The organism is Sphingomonas arabinosi, assembly GCF_036663715.1.
Taxonomy (GTDB): Bacteria; Pseudomonadota; Alphaproteobacteria; order Sphingomonadales; family Sphingomonadaceae; genus Sphingomonas.
In genome coordinates this window covers 222,960-240,291 of record NZ_JAXOJN010000005.1, presented here as the reverse complement: position 1 = coordinate 240,291, position 17,332 = coordinate 222,960, and the positions used below count along the sequence as shown (strand labels likewise).

Genomic DNA, 17,332 nt, shown 5'->3' with positions numbered 1-17,332 from the left:
GGTGGACGCCTATTGCGCGAGGGTGGCTTCACCCGAGATGGGCTGGACGGACGCCGGCGCTGTCGCACCCGAGGCAACCAAGATCCGGCCGGCCTTCGGCGCGACCGTCGCACCTGGCATCGCCATCTGCGTGCCCTGGATGATGACCCGGTCGTTCGGTCCGATCCCCGAGCGCACGATCCGCAGGCCATCGACTACCGGCCCAAGCTCGACCGGCTTCTGGCTCACGACGTTCTTCGCATCGATGGTCAGCAGGACCTTCCGCGCCTGATCGGTCTGCACCGCATCGTCGGGCACCAGCAGAGCCTGCCGCGTCCCCGCACTCGCGAGGCGCATGTTGCCGAACATGCCCGGCGTCAGGAAATACCCCGGGTTGGCGAGCACCGCGCGGCCGCGGATCGTGCCCGAACGCTGGTCGAGCCCGTTGTCGGTGAAGTCGAGCTTGCCCTTCCAGCGATGCTCGGTCTCGTCCTGCAACTGGATCTCGACCGCCGCAGGGGCCGCACCCGGCTGCCGGGCGCGCTGCGTCTTGAGGTAGAGCGCCTCCGACCCGTCGAATGTGAAGTAGATCGGATCGAGCGCGTTGATCGTCGTCAGCACGGTGCCGCCGGTGCCTTCGCCGCCCGCGACCTGGTTGCCCGCATCGACGCGGCGATCGGAGATGCGACCGCCGATCGGTGCGCGAACCTGGGTGAAACCGACATCGAGCGCACGGGCGCGTTCGCGGGCCTGTGCCGCGGCGAGTGATGCTTGCGCAGCCTCCAGGCGGCCGCGAAGGGCATCGACTTCGCCTGCCGAGACCGCTTCATCGGCGACCAGCCGTTGCGCACGGCCAAGATCCGTACGGGCGAGCGACAAGGCGCTCCTCGCGCTCGCGACGTTGGCATGCGCTTCGGCAAGCGCAGCGGCGAACGGCCTGGAATCGATCGTGAAGAGCAACTGGCCCTTGCTGACGATCTCGCCGTCGCGGAAGTGGATGCCCGTGACTTCGCCGGCAACGCGCGGACGGATCTCTACCGTACGGCTCGGTGCGAAGCGGCCGACATAATCGTCCCACTCGCTGACCTGCCGCACCAGCGGCGACGCGACCGTGACCGAGGCGGGCGGTGGCGCCGCCATCGCCGCGTCGGGATGATCGAACATCTTCACGCCTACCGCACCAAGCAGCGCGATCGGCACGAGCACCATCGCGCCGCGCTGCCATGCCGGCCGTCGATGACGGTCCGTGGGCGGCGACGACGCGAGGTCGGCGTCGTTCGCGGCCGTGATCGTGGTAAGTTGGTTCACGCTGCAATGCTCCGCTTCTGCTGGGCGCCGACGCGCATGCCGGTCACGCTCTCGACGAGCGTTTCGATCTGAGCCTCGGCAAAGCCGGCGGCGAGGAAGTTCTGGATCTCGGCCATCGGCAACGCGAAGCCGCGGCGCCAGGCGTACACCGCCATCCGCCGCAACGCTTCGAGCCGGGGGTCGGCGAGCCGCGATGCGGTGCTGAGCCCGAACAGGCTGCCCATCGCCCGCGACATGCGGCTGGGGCCGGACAGGCTGCGCAACGTGTCACGCTTGGCAAGAGCGATGACGCTCCATTCGAGCGCGGAAAAGCCGGCCGGGGCAGCAGCCGTTACCGATTGGGTGCGGCTGGTAACGGGCGAAGCGAACATGTTGTCGAGGTCGAGATAAGCCATGGGATTGTCCCCCTTTGATTATTGGGCAAGCGCTGGCCTTCGTCGGTGGACGGTCCACCGACGTCAGCTGGTCGCAAGGCGTGCGCGGTCGTTGCCGGCACATCCTCGTGCCGCGCTTGCCCGCTTGAATTTTCGAGAGTCCGGTAGGCCGAAGCCATCCGGTGTTAGGTTTGAACCGTGGTCATGGGTTTGTGTCCCCGGTTGCCCCCTCCGAAGTAGGAGGAAGCTTCGATACCAGTCGGTATATAAACCTGGGGTTCATCTAGTCAACAGACTTTTGTACCGGCCGGTATTTTTTATCGCGACCGTAACGAAGCGTGACTTTTATGTTGGCAGTGCCAAGGGATTTACTTGGTCGGCCATACCGACAGGCTGGTCTCGACGAGCTGATTGAGCTCGGTGCAGGTCGCGCCCGAGCCGGCCTGGATCGACAGGCCCTGCATGATGGCGAACAGATACCGCATCAGTGCGTGCGACTCGAGACCATCGGGGAACTCGCCCGCGGCCTTGGCCTCGTCGAAGCGCTTCATCAACGCGGCTTCGGACGACGCGCGGCGCTTGGCGACCTCGGCCTTGATGGGCTCGGCTTCGGCGCTGCACGCGACGCTGCTGATGACGCTGAGGCATCCCTTGGGATCGCAGGTGCTCATCTGCATCTGGAGAGCCCCGCGCAGCAGCCTTTCCGCTACGGCGCGCGCGGTCGGTGCATCGAGTGCGGAGGTCATGTAGGCCAGCTTTTCGCGCTCGTAGAGGTCGAGCGCCTTGTGGAACAGCGCCTCCTTGTTACCGAACGCCGCGTACAGGCTGGGCTTGGTGATCCCCATCTCCGCGGTCAGTTCGGCCATCGACGCGCCTTCGTAGCCGTTGCGCCAGAACACGCGCAACGCACCCGCGAGCGCTTCGTCGAGATCGAACTCGCGGGGGCGGCCCTTGGGGGCGGTGAGCGTGCAAAGCCTATTCATACCGTTCGGTATATAGTGAGAATGCGCAAAAGGTCCAGTGACTGGAATATGTTGCTCGGCACACTCACCGACCGACCGCCGTATAGGCGAACCCGGCCTGTTCGACGTCGGTGCGCTGGTAGACGTTGCGCAGGTCGACCATCACCGGCCCGGCCATCACGCGCTTCAATCGCGCGAGGTCGAGCGCGCGGTACGCATCCCATTCGGTCACGATCACGACCGCGTCGGCGCCCTCTGCGGCGTCGTAGGCGTCGGTGCAATAGACGAGGTCGGGCATCATCGCCTTGGCCGGTGCCATGCCTTCGGGATCGTGCGTGCGGACCGTCACGCCTGCGTCGGCGAGCGCGGTCGCGATCGCGAGGCTGGGGGCGTCGCGCATGTCGTCGGTGTTAGGCTTGAACGTCAGGCCGAGCATCGCGACCGTCTTGCCGCGTGGGTTGTCGCCGAGCGCGTGCAGGACTTTGCGCCCCATCGCGCGCTTGCGGCTGTCGTTCACCTTCACGACGGCTTCGACGATGTGGACCGGCGTCTGGTAATCCTCGGCGGTCTTCAGCAGGGCGAGCGTGTCCTTGGGGAAGCACGAGCCGCCGTAACCGGGCCCGGCATGGAGGAATTTCTTGCCGATCCGGTTGTCGAGCCCGATCCCGCGCGACACGTCCTGCACGTCGGCGCCGACCGCTTCGCACAGGTCGGCGATCTCGTTGATGAAGGTGATCTTGGTCGCGAGGAACGCGTTCGCCGCGTATTTGATCAGCTCCGACGTGCGGCGGCTTACGAACAGGATCGGCGATTCGTTGAGGTAAAGCGGACGATAGACGTCGCGCATCACCTGCTTGGCGCGGTCGTCCTCGGTGCCGATGACGATCCGGTCGGGGCGCTTGAAGTCGCCGATCGCGGCGCCTTCGCGCAGGAATTCGGGGTTGGAGACGACCGCGACGTCGACGTCCGGGCGCTTCTCTCGGAGGATCGCCTCGACGCGGTCGCCGGTGCCGACGGGGACGGTCGACTTGGTCACGACGACGGTCGGGCCAGTGACGGCGGCGGCGATTTCCTCGGTTGCGGCAAACACATAGCTGAGATCGGCATGGCCGTCGCCGCGCCTCGACGGCGTACCGACCGCGATGAAGATCGCATCGGCGCCGGCGACTGCGCTGGCGAGATCGGTGGTGAAGGTCAGCCGGCCTGCGGCGACGTTGGACGCGACGAGCTGATCGAGACCGGGCTCGAAGATCGGCATGCGGCCGGCATGCAGCGCGTCGATCTTCGACTGGTCCTTGTCGACGCAGATCACGTCGTGCCCGAAATCCGAGAAACAGGCGCCGGATACCAGGCCGACATAGCCAGAACCGATCATCGTGATGCGCATGGACGTTCCCCGTAAAACCCGCGCGACCTATCGAGACTAAAGCGGCTGGGTGCAAGCTGGCGGGCGCAACCAAAGCGGAGCATACCGGTTGAAACTTCGACCAAAGGGCAACGCAACACAGGAGCGAGACGATGGCGGACGACTTCAAACAGGCGGTCGATGACGGCGCGAATGCGAGCAAGGCGGCAACCGACCGCGCGGCAGACGCGGCCAAGGGCGCCGCGGACACGATGCGCGAGAATGCAGAGAAGGCGCGCGATGCGTTCTCCGAGAAGGTCGTCGATCCGGCGCGGCGCGCGGGCGAGGCGATGAAGGAGTCCGGTGGCAAGATCGCCGAGGGCGGCGCGACGATCGGCAAGGCGATGATCGACCAGGCCGAAGAGAATGCGCGCGAGGCGTTCGCGGCGATGCGCGAGGCGGCCAGCGCGAAGGACCTCACGCAGGTGATGAAGATCCAGGGCGATTACCTGCGCGAGCAAAGCCAGCGCAGCATGAGCCAGGCGCGCGAGATCGGCGAGATGATCATGAAGTTCGGCAAGGATGCGGTCGCGCCGTTGCGCGGCGAAGGCCCGAAGTAAGCGGGACGTTGCAACCGGGGTGGAGCGGCGTACGGACGAGCAAGAACGCCGCCGCTCCGTCGATATGACGGAGACGGCGGCGGGCAGCCTTGAGGGTTTCGTGGGTTAGACGAACAGTCCGACGAGCAGATACGTGCCTGCACCGATCAGTCCCGCTGCGGGCAGGGTAAGCGTCCAGGCGACGACGATGTTGCTGGCGACGTTCCAGCGGACCGCGGACAGGCGCCGCGCGGCGCCGACGCCGACGATCGAGCCGGTGATGGTATGCGTCGACGACACCGGTATGCCCCAGAAGGTGGCGGCGAACAGCGTGATCGCGCCGCCGGTCTCCGCGCAGAAGCCTTGTGCCGGGGTGAGGCGCGTGATCTTCGAGCCCATCGTGTGGACGATCCGCCAGCCGCCCGACAACGTGCCGAGCGCCATTGCCGCCTGACAGGACAGCACGACCCAGAGCGGAACATGGAATTCGCCGCCGAGCAGGCCTTGCGAATAAAGCAGAACGGCGATGATCCCCATCGTCTTCTGCGCGTCGTTGCCGCCGTGTCCGAGCGAGTAGAGCGCGGCGGAGATCAGCTGGAGTTTGCGGAAGCGCTTGTCGACGCCGAGCGGGGTCAGCTTTAAGCTGGTCCAGGCGACCGCGAGGACCAGTACCAGCGCGAGCATCAGGCCGATCGCGGGCGAGGCGAAGATCGCGACGACGGTCTTGATCACGCCGCTCCAGACGATCGCGCCGAAGCCGATCTTGGCTATGCCCGCGCCAAGTAGCCCGCCGATCAGCGCATGGCTGCTGCTCGACGGGATGCCGAGCACCCAGGTGATGACGTTCCACGCGATCGCACCCATCAGCGCGGCGAAGATCACCTGTGCGTCGATGACGTTCGCCTGGACGATCCCGGTGCCAACGGTCTGCGCGACGTGGAGCCCGAACACCGCAAACGCGATGAAGTTGAAGAACGCGGCCCAGAGCACGGCGTATTGGGGCTTCAGGACGCGCGTGGAGACGACGGTGGCGATCGAGTTTGCCGCGTCGTGGAGGCCGTTCAGGAAGTCGAACAGCAACGCTATGCCGATTAGGCCGATGAGGAGCGGTAGGGAAAGGATCATGCCGCCGCTCCGGAGGCTGTCGGGCTCCCCTCCCTGGAAGGGAGGGGCAGGGGTTGGGTTGGTTTGGGGCGGGTGTCGCGCTCTATCTGGGGCCGACCCACCCCCAACCCCTCCCTTCCAGGGAGGGGAGCAAGTGCGGTCGCCCGCCCATAGGCACCACCCAGGCGAAGGCCGGGGCCCAAGTGGAGAGGTCGCAGTAACGGCGCGCGGCGCTCGGTTATTTCCGTCCCCCAATTGGGCCCCGGCCTTCGCCGGGGGGGAGCGCCGTCGGAGGTCGCGGACTCAAGCGAGACATCAAGCATGGTCGATGACCAGCCCCTGGATCTCGTTCGCCACATCCTCGAAGCGGTCGACGATCTTCTCGAGGCTGCTGTAGATTTCACGGTTGATGATGAAGGTCATCGGGTCCGCGCTGATCTTCGACGCCTGGAACAACGCGCGAAGGCCGGTGTCGTGGATGTCGTCGGCATGCCCCTCGATCTGGATCAGGCGCGCGGTCAGGTCGTGCAGCCGGCCCGAATTGGTACCGAGCGAACGGAGCAGCGGAATCGCCTCCGCGGTGATCCGTGCAGCCTCCACGATGATGCCGGCCATGTCGCGCATCTCGGCCGAGAACTCGGTCACCTCGTACAGCGCGATCGCGTTGGCGGTGCCGTTCATCTGGTCGATCGCATCGTCCATCACGCCGATCAGGTCGGTGATCGCGCTGCGGTCGAACGGCGTCACGAACACGCGGCGGACGTCCTGGAGGACCTCGCGCGTGATATCGTCGGCCTCGTGCTCGCGCTTGACGATCTCGGCGATCTGACCTTCGATCGAGCCTTCGCCGTGGAGCAGCCGTGCGAGCGCATCGGCGCCGGCGACCAGGGTCGCGGCATGCGCGTCGAACAGTTCGAAGAACCGTCCCTGCTTCGGCATCAGCGACTGGAACCAGCCCAGCATCGGAATTCTCCTTTTCGCACTCGTGCGTACGACGGGTAAGATACGTTGCGCGAACGACGCCGGGATCGGCGGCTCGCGGAAAGCAGCGATCAGCGCCTTCAGGCCGGGCTCATTGACAGCGTCTGCGGCGCGATCAAGCGTAAACCAGCGTGTGTCGCGCTGATGCCGCTCGGGCCAGTCGTCCAACTGCTCAACGAACGCGAGCGGAAACACCGTCACGATCATGTCGCGGTACCGGCCGGTGCGGCGGCGCTTGCGATAGGCGAACTGCCCGACCGGCGAAGGGCAGGGAATGCCGCGGATGCCGGCCTCCTCATACGCCTCCTGAGCAGCGGCCTCGTGGCTGGCGAGCCCGACGATCGGATTGCCCTTGGGGATCACCCAGCGCCCGGTATCGCGCGAGGTGATCAGCATCACTTTCGCATGGCCGGATTCGTCGATCACATAGGGAAGCGCGCCGATCTGCTGGATTGTCAGGGTCCTCTGGCACCGCAGAATCGCGGGCGATGACCGCAGCTTATACGCGGTTCCTGCGCAAGGACAGTGGTTCGGCGGAGGCTCGGCGAACCGTTACAGGTAGCCTATTTGTGTCCCATTGCCGGACGTCGCCTGCTCAGCGACTTTTGGTTCTGGTCGAATAGGTAAACGCGGCGTTAACGTTTGCACCATGACCAGACGCCTAGTGCTCACCAACGAAGCCGCTCGCCATCCGCTGCGCCGGTCCTTGCCGCCGCCAGTGACCGCTCGGGCCGTGGACGACGATCACGACATCAAGCTGTTTCTCCTCAGCTTCGCCGCGTTCTTCACCTGCTTCTACAGCTTCATTTTCTGAGGCCTGCGGCCCCTTTTTTCCGTTCGTGCTGAGCGCAGTCGAAGCACCTGCTTTTGCTACTCACCCTTCGACTTCGCTCGGGGCGAACGGGTTTAGGTGCGAGGCTACCCCCTCAGCGTTGGCACGCAGCCGCCGACATCGTCGTCGCAAGCCCGGTGCAGCTTCTGGGCCAGCCACGCCGAGACGAGGCACATCGCCGCCACGAGGAACAGCATGTCCTCCGGCGATACCCCCATTGCGGTAATGCCGATGACGAGGATCGAGCCGATCGTCATCGCACCCGAATTGACGACGTTGTTCGCCGCCACGGTGCGCGCGGTCTGGTCCTTCTCGACGGTCGTCGTCAGGAACGCATAGAGCGGCACCACGAACATCCCGCCGGTGATTGCGATCGCCAGCAACGTCCCCAGTACGGGGATCGCACCCGGCTGACGAATGAACCCCGCCCAGTCATAATAATGTCCCGCCGGTGCGGCGGTCCAGTTGCGCGCGAGGAACGAGAACAGCACGACGAACCCGCCCATCGCGACCACCGAAGCCGGCGAGAATTTCGCGGAAATCCGGCCCTTCAGCATCGTGTTGATGACCACCGATCCGATCGCCACGCCGACCGAGAACACCGCGATCACGAAGCTGGCCACGCGTTCGTCGGCGGTCAGCACGTTCTTCACCAGTGGCGGGAAGACGATGATCAGCACCGCGCCGATCGTCCAGAAGAAGCTGATCGCGACGATCGCCAGGAACAGGCGCGGGATGTGCAGCGTCGCGCTGATCAATCGCCACGACGCGGTGAACGGGTTGTAGTCGAGCTTCAGCGGGGGCCCCTCGCGTGGTGCGGGGGGCACCTGACGGCCGGAGAACCAGCCGATCACAGCGACGATCAGCACGCTGGCGGCGGCACCCTCGATCGGGATCCAGCCCGCTGTCACCGTGCCGAGCAGGATCGCGAGATACGTCCCCGCCTCGACCAGCCCGGTGCCGCCGAGCACGTCGCATGGTTTCAGATGCTGCGGCAGGATCGCGTACTTTATCGGTCCGAAGAACGTCGAATGCACGCCGAGACACAGCACAGCGCCGAGCATCAGCCCGATCCCCAGCGACGGATGCCCGGCGCGCGCCACCATAAGCCCGGTCGCGCCGAGCAGCATGATGCCGATCTCGACCGTCTTCACGATCCGGATGATCCGCGCCTTGTCGTGGCTGTCCGCCAATTGCCCCGCGAGCGCGGACAGCAGGAAGAACGGAAGGATGCCGAGTCCCGTCGCCAACGCGTTGAAGTTCGCCTCCATCTTCGGATCGTTGAAGACGGCATAGGTGGCGAACAGGACCATCGAGGTCTTGAACAGGTTATCGTTGAACGCACCGAGAAATTGCGTCGTGAACAGGGGTAGGAAGCGACGTTGCTTCAGCAACCCAAGGGCATTGAGCATGACGGGAAATAGCCCTGATCGTTGCGAAGATATGGCAAACCCTTAGCCCAGCACCCTGCCGACGCCAACGTTTAAACCGGTTTCGCCCCGCGACCGACCGGTATAGAGGTGGTGGGTGCTGAGCTTGCCTAACCTCCTGACATTGTCGCGGATCGTCGCGGTGCCCCTGCTGGTCTGGTTCCTGTGGTGGCCCGACTGGGAGGCAGGCTATGGCATCGCCTTCGTGCTGTATTGCCTGATGGGCATCACCGATTACTTCGACGGCTATCTCGCGCGGTCGAGCGGCGCGGTGTCGCGGCTGGGCATCTTCCTCGATCCGATCGCGGACAAGATCATGGTCGCCGCGGTGATCCTGATCCTGGTCGGCACGCGCGATATTCCCGGTGTCCACGTCATCGCCGCGTTGGTGATCCTGCTGCGCGAGATCGCGGTGTCGGGGCTGCGCGAGTTCCTGGCGCAGGTGCAGGTCTCCGTGCCCGTGTCGCAGCTGGCGAAGTGGAAGACGACGCTGCAACTCGTGTCGCTCGGCGGGATCATCCTCGGCGGCGCGGTGCCCGACATGGTCTGGGTTCATACCGTCGGCATCGTCGCCTTGTGGGGTGCCGCCGTCCTGACCTTGCTGACCGGATGGGATTACCTCCGCGTCGGCCTGAAGCACATGGACTGAAGATGACGATACGGATGGTGTATTTCGCCTGGGTGCGGGAGAGAATCGGCACGGGCGAGGAATCGGTCGAGCCTCCCGCTAGCGTCGTGACGGTGGCGGATTTGGTCGACTGGCTGGCCGAAACGAGTCCGCCGCATGCGGAAGCATTCGAGAACCGCTCGCGGTTGCGCGCGGCGGTCGATCAGGATTTCGTCCCGCTCGATACGCCGATCGGGACGGCGCGCGAGATTGCGATCTTCCCCCCGGTGACCGGCGGATGATCCATATCTCCGTCCAGCAGTCGCCGATCGATATCGGTGCCGAAATGACCCGCGCGGAGGCGGCAGGAGCGGGTGCGGTTGCGACCTTCACGGGGCTGGTTCGCGCGGACGACGGGGTGGGCACGCTCGAACTCGAACATTATCCCGGCGCTACCGAGGCTGCGTTGCTCAAGGTTGCGGAGGGTGCGGTCGAACGATGGTCTTTGAGCGCCGCGATCATCGTGCATCGGGTCGGGCCGATGTATCCTAGCGAGCGGATCGTGTTCGTCGCGGCGACCGCGGCACACCGTGGCGCGGCGCTGGAGGCCTGCGCGTATTTGATCGACCGGTTGAAAACGGATGCGCCATTCTGGAAGCGCGAAACGCGCGGTGTCGAAGCTAGCTGGGTTGAAGCGCGCGATGGCGATCACGCCGCTGCTGCTCGGTGGGATACGTCGAGGGGCTGAACCAATACTTGTTCTCCCGCGAACGCGGGAGCCCAGACTGGATCCCCGCCTTCGCGGGGAAACAACATGCGGGCCGCGCTTCCCGAAGGAACCGCGGCCCGTAATCCTTTAGTCGAGCTTCGGAACGCTCATGCCGTTGGTGAGATGAACGACACCGTTCGTCTCCTTGATGTCCGCCGTATCGACATAGGCCTTGATGCCCGCCGTATCGGTCAGCTCGATGTTCCCGTTCGGGCCGAGCGACGCGATGAGCGGCTGCCCTGCGAGCGTGGTCAGCGTTGCCTTGCCTCCGCCAGCAGTGATCTGCGCCTTAAGCTGATCCGCGGTCAGTGCGCCCGCCACGACGTGATACTTGATGATCTTCGCCAGCGTCGGCGCCGACTCAGGCTTCTGCAGCGTGTCGAGTGCGCCAGCCGGAAGTCGCGTGAACGCCTCGTCGCTGGGCGCGAACAGCGTGTACGGCCCCGGCCCTGCGAGCGTCGTCTGCAACTTGGCCGCGGTCACCAGCTTCGCGAGCGTCGCACGGTTCTGCAAGGTCGGCAGCGCGGCCGCGATCGTCGTCGTCGCGGCGGCCGTCGATGCAGCCGGTGCACCGGCCGCCTGCGGGGCAGTCGCTACGCCAGGCGCGGTCGCGGTGGTCGGGGCCGTCGTCTGCGGCGCAGCGGGAACAGCCGTCGGCGGTGCGGTAGGCGCGGCGGTCTGAGCCGTGGCACCGGTCGCGAGAAGCAGGCTCGATGCTGCGGCAATCATAAGGTTTGTCTTAACAGTCATCTGCAACTCCAGAGATTGTGAAAGGGACGAATGAAACTCGAACGATGGAACTTGGGTAGATTTCGGCCGATCTCAACGATTTCGCTGATAGGCCGTAGCATAGGCACGATGAACCGAGCCTTTCCATACGTCGATCAGCTCAGTTTGGGGACGATCACGCCGTTGACGACATGCACGACGCCGTTCGACTGACGAACATCCGCGGTCTCGACGTAACTCTTGTTGCCGTTGACGTCGGTCAGCGCGATCACGGCGCCCACGAGCGTCGCAGTGATCGGGTCGCCCTCGACGGTGGTCAACGTCGCGGTACCGCCGCCGGCCGCGATGCGCTGGCGCAGATCCTCGGCTGTGATGGTGCCGGGCACGACGTGATATGTCAGTACCTTCGTCAGCGAGGCCTTGTTCTCGGGCTTGAGCAACGTGTCGACCATACCCGGCGCGAGCCGCCCGAAGGCATCGTTAGTGGGTGCAAACACCGTGAATGGGCCGGGACCCGATAGGGTGGGGGCCAGCCCCGCGGCATTCACCGCAGCTACCAGCGTCGACAGGTTCGGCGCGGCGGATGCGTTGTCGACGATCGTGCGGGTCGCCATCATCGGCACGCCGCCGACGGTGGGGTTGGCGACCGCAGGCGGACCGTTCGGCACCGCCAGCGCAGAATCCGGGGGCGTGGTCGAGGCACTTGCCACGTCGTCCTTCGATTTGCCGCTGCACGCGGCGAGCGCCAGCGCGCTGGTCATCAGCAGCAGTGGAAGGGGCTTCGACATCGTTCGATCTCCAGCGGGAACTGCGAAACATACGATCGAGGCCCGAGTTGGTTGCGCACCCGTGCCAATCTCGGGCCGAGGTGATGACGCAACACGCTTTGACGTTCAAAGCCAAACAGGTCGGGCCTAAAGCGAAACAGGCTCCCATCCCTGAAAGGGAGGGGCGGGGGGTGGGTAGGCCTGCTCGTGTCGCGACCGTCTAGACCTATGGAAGCCGACCCACCCCCAACCCCTCCCTTTCAGGGAGGGGCGCAGAAGACACAGAAAGCGAGAAGGCGCGGCATGGCGTCGAAGAACCCCGCTTACTGCACGTCCGCCAGTGCCTTCGCCATCAGCCGGAAATCCTTCTCCCTCGGGCTCGCACGGCGCCACACCAGCGCGATCCGCCGCACCGCGTTCTTTTCATCGAGCGGTCGCGCGGTGATATTGGTGTTGTCCAGGATCCCCGCCTTGATCGCCATTTCGGGCAGCATCGTGATGCCGAGCCCATTGTCGACCATCTGCACGATCGTATGCAGCGACGTACCCAGCATCGTCGCCTCCGCGCGCAACTCCGGCCGGTTGCAGGCGCCCAGCGCGTGATCCTTCAGGCAATGTCCGTCCTCGAGCAGCAACAACCGCGTCTCGTCGATCGCCGACGCCGGGATCGCAGGACGGGCCGACGGCACCTCGCCGGAGGGATACGCAACGAACAGCCGATCCTCGAACAGCGTCTCGGACGTGACCTCACCGCAGGCATAGGGGAGGGCGAGCAGAACGCAGTCGGTCCGACCGTTGTGCAGACCCTCGCACGCCGGACCGCTCGGTTCCTCGCGCAGGAACAGTTTCAAGTCCGGATAATCCTTACGCAACCGCGGCAGGATCCTCGGCAGCATGAACGGCGCGATCGTCGGGATCACGCTCATCCGCATGTCGCCCGACAGCGGCTGGCCAGCGGCCCGCGCCATGTCGCCCAGTTCCTCCGCCTCGCGCAGCACGCGCCGCGCCTTGTCGGCGATCCCGTCGCCCAGCGGCGTGAACCGCACTACTCGCCGGGTGCGCTCGACCAGCACCACGCCGATCAGCGTTTCCAGTTCGCGCAAGCCCGCGGACAAGGTCGACTGCGTGACATAGCACGCCTCCGCCGCACGACCGAAATGTCCGTGTTCCTTCAGCGCAACCAGATACTGCAACTGTTTCAACGTGGGTAGGTAGGTGGCTGCCATTAATCGCCTCTATCGATCATCCGACACTAGATAGAGTGCGGAGTCGATAACACCAGCCCTGGCATGCCGCAGCGCACAACGCCCGCGCCAATGTTCGGCGGTTCATGGCCAGATCCTTAGTGCCAGATCGCGCGGTAGAGACCGAACAGGCTGGTGATCGTCAGGATTACGCCGACCAGCACCATCAGCGTTTTCGCCGGCACGCGCTTCGCCAGGATCGCGCCGAACGGCGCCGCCAGCACTCCACCGATCAGCAGCCCTACCGTAGCCTGCGTAAACGCCGCCCAGCCGAGCTGTGTGATGAACGTCGCCGATATCGTCGCGGTCAGGAAGAACTCGGCGGTATTGACCGTGCCGATCGTGGTCCGCGGTGCCGCACCCTGCACCAGCAGGTTCGACGTCACCACCGGCCCCCAGCCGCCACCACCCGCCGCATCCAGGAACCCGCCGACAAGCCCGAGCGGCTCGACGATCTTCGGCTCCTTCTGCTTGGGCGGATAGCGAAGCCCGCGGTAGAGTAGATACACGCCGATCGACGTCAAATAGGCGAGGATGAACGGTTTGGCCGTGCTCGCGTCGATGTTCGACAGCACGTACGCACCCAGCACGCCGCCGATCACGCCCGGGATCATCAGCCGCAGGAACAGCGTCCAGTTGACGTTCTTGTGCAGGACATGGCTGATCCCCGACACCGCGGTCGTGAACGTCTCGACGGTATGCACCCCCGCAGAGGCAGCAGCCGGGGGCACGCCGACCCACAGCAACAGCGTGTTCGAGATTACGCCGAACGCCATCCCCAGCGCGCCATCGACGACCTGCGCGGCGAACCCCACGAGGATGAACGGCAGCAGCGTCTCGAAGCTCAAGGTCGTCAGGTCGAACATCGGCATCCCCTCAATATCGGCCCAAACTGCAACGCGCCGGCTTATCCCACAACAAAGATAGGCTTTACCCCGATCCCAACGATGGGAAGCACCCTCCGATCCCCTCGTGCGTGCGGTTCTGGAAATCGGCGGTTCGAGACCCTAGATACGGAAATCGCTAAGGGGACTGCGGATGTCGAGCGGATTACTGGCCTATCTGGATTCGATCCGCGCCCGCGACCCCGCCCCGCATTCGCGCGCCGAAATCATGCTGTATCCTGGCGTCTGGGCACTCGGATACCACCGCATCGCGCATCGACTGTACAAGGCGAGACTCTATTTCCTCGCACGCTGCGTCAACCACTGGTCGCGCTTCACGACCGCGATCGACATTCATCCCGGCGCGACGATCGGTCGCAATTTTTTCATCGATCACGGCTTCGTCGTGATCGGCGAGACCGCGCAGATCGGCGACGACGTCACGATCTACCAGTGCGTCACCTTGGGCGGCACCAGCCCCGATAACGGCGTGCAGGGCAAGCGCCACCCGACCATCTCCGACGGCGCCATCATCGGCTCGGGTGCGCAGGTGCTCGGGCCCATCACGCTCGGCAAGCGCTCGCGCGTTGGTGCCAACGCGGTCGTCACGCGTGACGTGCCGGCGGGAACGACGGTTGTCGGCATTCCGGCTCGCGCGACCACGATAGAGGGCGGCAACGCACCCGAACTGCCGCGCTTCGTACCCTATGGTACGCCGTGCAGCGAGGCGTTCGATCCTGCGACGCAGAAGATGGAGCTGATGCGCTGCGAACTCGAGACGATGCGCAAGCGGCTCGACGCGCTGCTTGACGATGGCCGCGTGGACGAGCGTCCAGAGGACCGCCGCGACCGCGCATGATGGGTGACAATTGATGGGCGTCGTACCCTTCCCGACACCGTCCAAGGCGACGCAGGTCGGCTTCGAACGCCTCGAACTGAACCGGATCCTCGACCTCTACGGCCGGATGGTCGCGGCGGGACACTGGCGCGACTATGCGATCGATCTCGGCAAGGACGCCGCGGTCTTCGCCGCCTTCCGCCGCGCCGCCGAACGGCCTGAGTTCAGGATCGAGAAACGGCCGTCGCTGCGTAACAAGCAGGGCATGTGGGCGCTGATCGGCGAAGGCGGCGCAGTGGTGAAGCGCGGCCATGAACTGGGCCCGGTACTGGCTCCGGTAGAGCGGCGACTTATGAAATTGGTCGAGGACTGACGAGTGATCCTGCTCCCCTCCCTGAAAGGGAGGGGCTGGGGGTGGGTAGGCCCAATTGTGTCGCCGAAGTCGCCTGATACGGAAGCCGACCCACCCCCGACCCCTCCCTTCCAGGGAGGGGGGAAGGACGTTTAAACCAGCACCGGTGCGCTCGCCCGATCCGCTTCCCCGAACACCCGCAGATAGCGTTCGATCTCGGAAGGTTCGCCGGTCGCCTTGGCGGGATTATCGGACAGCTTCACCGCCGGACGGCCGTTCGCGGCGATCACCTTGCAGACCAGCGAGATCGGCTCCAGCGCTGCCGCGCCGTCGGGATCGCAGCCGCGGAAGTCGTTTGTGAGGTTGGTCCCCCAGCCGAAGCTCATCCGCACGCGACCGTGGAAATGGCGATAAGTCTGCTCGATCGTGTCGATGTCCATCCCGTCGGAAAAGATCAGCAGCTTGGTCTTCGGATCGACGCCCTGTTCCTCCCACCAGCGGATGATCTGCTCGCCACCCGCGATCGGCGGCGCGCTGTCGGGACGGAAGCCGGTCCATTCCGCCAGCCAGTGCGGCGCGTTGCGCAGGAACGCGGTGGTGCCGAACGCATCGGGGAGGGCGATCAGCAAATTGCCGTTGTAATGTTGCCGCCAATGCTCGAGCACGCGGTACGGCGCGTCGGCCAGTTCGGTGTCGCTGTCGGCGAGCGCGGCGGTCACCATCGGCAGTTCGTGCGCGTTGGTGCCGATCGCCTCGAGGTCGGCGTCCATCGCCAGCAGCACGTTCGACGTACCGATGAACCGGTCGCCAAGCCCTTCCTTCAGCGCCTCGACGCACCAGCGCTGCCACAGGAACCCGTGCCGCCGCCGCGTGCCGAAGTCCGACAGGACGAGGTCGGGAAGCTCGCGCAGCCGCTCGACCTTCTCCCACAGCTTCGCCTTGGCGCGCGCGTAGACGATGTCGAGCGCGAACCGGCCGCGGTCTCGCAGCGCGGCGCGCGACTTCAGTTCGTTGATGATCGTCAGTGCGGGAATCTCCCACATCGTGGTGTGGCTCCACGGTCCTTCGAAATGCAGTTCATACTGCCCGTCGACCTTGCGCAGGTCGTAGGCAGGCAATTGAAACTCCGCGAGCCAGGCGAGGAACTCGGGCCCGAACATCTTCTGCTTCCCGTAGAAGCTGTTGCCCGCCAGCCAGATCAGCTCCTTCTTCGCGAACCGCAGCGTCCGTGCGTGATCGAGCTGCGCGCGCAGTTCGTCCTCGTCGACGATTTCCGCCAACCGCACCGTCTTCGTCCGGTTGATGAGCGCGAAGGTGGCGTTGACGTCGGGATACGTCTGCCGGATCATCTGCAACATCAACAGCTTGTAGAAATCGGTATCGAGCAAGCTGCGCACGATCGGATCGAGCCGGAAATTATGATTGTACGTCCGGGTGGCGATATCGGTCACGGCCATGCGCATGAACTCCTGCGTTGCGTGGGGCTGCGGGTGTCCGAGAAGACGCGTTTGTGTCAAGCAGCGGGCAAAGGAGACGGGCGATGGCGCGGTTCGTGGTCGTGGTGGATACGCAGTGGGATTTCATGGCGGGCGAGGGCGCGCTGAGCGTCGCGGGCGCCGAGGTGCTGGTACCGCAGATGCAGGCTTTGCTGTCCGCGTTGCAACCGGGCGAAACCGCCGGCGTCCTGTTCACCTTCGACACGCATTTCACCGAAACCTACGCCGCGTCGCCCGAAGCGCGGATGTTCCCGATCCACTGCGTTCGCGGCACGCGAGGGTGGAGCAACATGCTCGACGTTGCGCTGGTCGACCCTGCGATCCCGGCATGGCGGATCGAGAAGGGGGTGTTCGATATGTGGGCCGAACCGGGTCTCGCGATCGAGTATGCGCGCGACGCGAGCAAGCCGACGATCCTGCGCGAAGACTTCTTCTCCACGCTGGCCGCAAGCGGCGTCACCGACGTCACGGTGATCGGCGTCGCCGCGGATTACTGCGTTCGCTGGGCCGTCGACGGGCTGCTGGCACGGGGCTTCGCGGTGACTGTTCCGTCGGGTCTCACGCGCGGTATCGAGCGCCAGATCGACGCCGTTGCGGCCGACGATTTCGCCGGAACCGGGCTGATCGTCGAACGCGCAAGTACGCCAAGTCCAGCGTAGAATTGTTCTGCTGCGAAGGCGGGAGCCCAGTTTGTGTCCCCGCCTTGGCGGGAAAACATGTTGGTACCGACTG

20 protein-coding genes are annotated in these 17,332 nt (G+C 65.2%); 8 read left to right on the top strand and 12 right to left on the bottom strand.

Annotation, left to right across the window (positions count from 1 at the left end; all coding sequences use genetic code 11):
• Positions 1-9 precede the first annotated feature (9 nt).
• The 4 genes from U1708_RS11065 to U1708_RS11050 form a co-directional block, all read right to left on the bottom strand.
• Positions 10-1,287, bottom strand: a complete 1,278-nt coding sequence (locus U1708_RS11065; RefSeq protein ID WP_443030037.1) for an efflux RND transporter periplasmic adaptor subunit — start codon at positions 1,285-1,287, stop codon at positions 10-12.
• A complete protein-coding gene (locus tag U1708_RS11060; RefSeq protein WP_332745592.1) occupies positions 1,284-1,682 on the bottom strand; it encodes a hypothetical protein in 399 nt (132 codons plus the stop codon). The genes U1708_RS11065 and U1708_RS11060 overlap by 4 nt, the downstream gene beginning before the upstream one ends.
• Before the next feature lie 347 nt (positions 1,683-2,029).
• The gene (locus tag U1708_RS11055) at positions 2,030-2,644 is read right to left on the bottom strand and encodes a TetR/AcrR family transcriptional regulator (RefSeq protein ID WP_254686778.1); all 615 of its coding nucleotides are present in this window, start codon (positions 2,642-2,644) and stop codon (positions 2,030-2,032) included.
• A 64-nt stretch (positions 2,645-2,708) separates the two neighbouring features.
• Entirely contained in the window at positions 2,709-4,010 is a 1,302-nt protein-coding gene (locus U1708_RS11050) for a UDP-glucose dehydrogenase family protein (RefSeq protein WP_332745587.1), read from the bottom strand.
• Between the two features lie 131 nt (positions 4,011-4,141).
• Between U1708_RS11050 and U1708_RS11045 the strand changes: the two genes are divergently transcribed.
• On the top strand, positions 4,142-4,588 hold the full coding sequence (locus U1708_RS11045; protein WP_332745585.1) for a phasin family protein: 447 nt from the start codon (positions 4,142-4,144) through the stop codon (positions 4,586-4,588).
• Positions 4,589-4,693: 105 nt separating this feature from the next.
• Here the strand turns inward: U1708_RS11045 and U1708_RS11040 are convergent, their stop codons facing one another.
• Entirely contained in the window at positions 4,694-5,692 is a 999-nt protein-coding gene (locus U1708_RS11040; protein ID WP_187505147.1) for an inorganic phosphate transporter, read from the bottom strand.
• Positions 5,693-5,986: 294 nt separating this feature from the next.
• Positions 5,987-7,105, bottom strand: a complete 1,119-nt coding sequence (locus U1708_RS11035) for a DUF47 family protein (protein WP_332745741.1) — start codon at positions 7,103-7,105, stop codon at positions 5,987-5,989.
• Between the two features lie 196 nt (positions 7,106-7,301).
• Between U1708_RS11035 and U1708_RS11030 the strand changes: the two genes are divergently transcribed.
• Positions 7,302-7,466, top strand: a complete 165-nt coding sequence (locus tag U1708_RS11030; protein WP_332745580.1) for a hypothetical protein — start codon at positions 7,302-7,304, stop codon at positions 7,464-7,466.
• A gap of 104 nt (positions 7,467-7,570) precedes the next feature.
• On the opposite strand, the gene U1708_RS11025 is transcribed toward U1708_RS11030, so the two are convergent.
• Complete coding sequence (locus tag U1708_RS11025; RefSeq protein WP_332745578.1) at positions 7,571-8,896, bottom strand: MFS transporter; 1,326 nt, start codon at positions 8,894-8,896, stop codon at positions 7,571-7,573.
• Between the two features lie 115 nt (positions 8,897-9,011).
• On the opposite strand from U1708_RS11025, the gene pgsA reads away from it, so the two are divergent.
• The 3 genes from pgsA to U1708_RS11010 are packed head-to-tail and all read left to right on the top strand — an operon-like array spanning position 9,012 to position 10,269.
• Positions 9,012-9,563 (top strand): CDP-diacylglycerol--glycerol-3-phosphate 3-phosphatidyltransferase, encoded by a 552-nt coding sequence (gene pgsA, locus U1708_RS11020; protein WP_332745576.1) that lies wholly within the window; start codon positions 9,012-9,014, stop codon positions 9,561-9,563.
• A 2-nt stretch (positions 9,564-9,565) separates the two neighbouring features.
• Positions 9,566-9,823, top strand: a complete 258-nt coding sequence (gene moaD / locus U1708_RS11015) for a molybdopterin converting factor subunit 1 (RefSeq protein WP_332745574.1) — start codon at positions 9,566-9,568, stop codon at positions 9,821-9,823.
• The gene (locus U1708_RS11010; protein WP_332745572.1) at positions 9,820-10,269 is read left to right on the top strand and encodes a molybdenum cofactor biosynthesis protein MoaE; all 450 of its coding nucleotides are present in this window, start codon (positions 9,820-9,822) and stop codon (positions 10,267-10,269) included. Before moaD ends, U1708_RS11010 begins: the two co-directional genes overlap by 4 nt.
• 108 nt (positions 10,270-10,377) lie before the next feature.
• Here U1708_RS11010 and U1708_RS11005 read toward each other — a convergent pair whose 3' ends face one another.
• The 4 genes from U1708_RS11005 to U1708_RS10990 all read right to left on the bottom strand — a co-directional run bounded on the left by U1708_RS11005 (position 10,378) and on the right by U1708_RS10990 (position 13,896).
• Entirely contained in the window at positions 10,378-11,040 is a 663-nt protein-coding gene (locus U1708_RS11005; RefSeq protein WP_332745570.1) for a fasciclin domain-containing protein, read from the bottom strand.
• Positions 11,041-11,174: 134 nt separating this feature from the next.
• On the bottom strand, positions 11,175-11,807 hold the full coding sequence (locus U1708_RS11000; RefSeq protein ID WP_332745568.1) for a fasciclin domain-containing protein: 633 nt from the start codon (positions 11,805-11,807) through the stop codon (positions 11,175-11,177).
• A 302-nt stretch (positions 11,808-12,109) separates the two neighbouring features.
• Complete coding sequence (locus U1708_RS10995; protein WP_307086111.1) at positions 12,110-13,012, bottom strand: hydrogen peroxide-inducible genes activator; 903 nt, start codon at positions 13,010-13,012, stop codon at positions 12,110-12,112.
• A 116-nt stretch (positions 13,013-13,128) separates the two neighbouring features.
• Positions 13,129-13,896, bottom strand: a complete 768-nt coding sequence (locus U1708_RS10990; protein ID WP_373458474.1) for a sulfite exporter TauE/SafE family protein — start codon at positions 13,894-13,896, stop codon at positions 13,129-13,131.
• 172 nt (positions 13,897-14,068) lie between these two features.
• Between U1708_RS10990 and epsC the strand changes: the two genes are divergently transcribed.
• Together epsC and U1708_RS10980 are read left to right on the top strand one after the other, a co-directional pair.
• Entirely contained in the window at positions 14,069-14,773 is a 705-nt protein-coding gene (epsC, locus tag U1708_RS10985; protein ID WP_332745563.1) for a serine O-acetyltransferase EpsC, read from the top strand.
• A gap of 13 nt (positions 14,774-14,786) precedes the next feature.
• Positions 14,787-15,125, top strand: a complete 339-nt coding sequence (locus U1708_RS10980; protein ID WP_332745561.1) for a DUF2794 domain-containing protein — start codon at positions 14,787-14,789, stop codon at positions 15,123-15,125.
• Between the two features lie 131 nt (positions 15,126-15,256).
• Here the strand turns inward: U1708_RS10980 and pncB are convergent, their stop codons facing one another.
• Positions 15,257-16,561 (bottom strand): nicotinate phosphoribosyltransferase, encoded by a 1,305-nt coding sequence (gene pncB, locus U1708_RS10975; protein ID WP_332745559.1) that lies wholly within the window; start codon positions 16,559-16,561, stop codon positions 15,257-15,259.
• A gap of 83 nt (positions 16,562-16,644) precedes the next feature.
• Here pncB and U1708_RS10970 point away from each other — a divergent pair, with 83 nt between their 5' ends.
• Entirely contained in the window at positions 16,645-17,259 is a 615-nt protein-coding gene (locus U1708_RS10970) for a cysteine hydrolase family protein (RefSeq protein WP_332745557.1), read from the top strand.
• Positions 17,260-17,332: the final 73 nt, after the last annotated feature.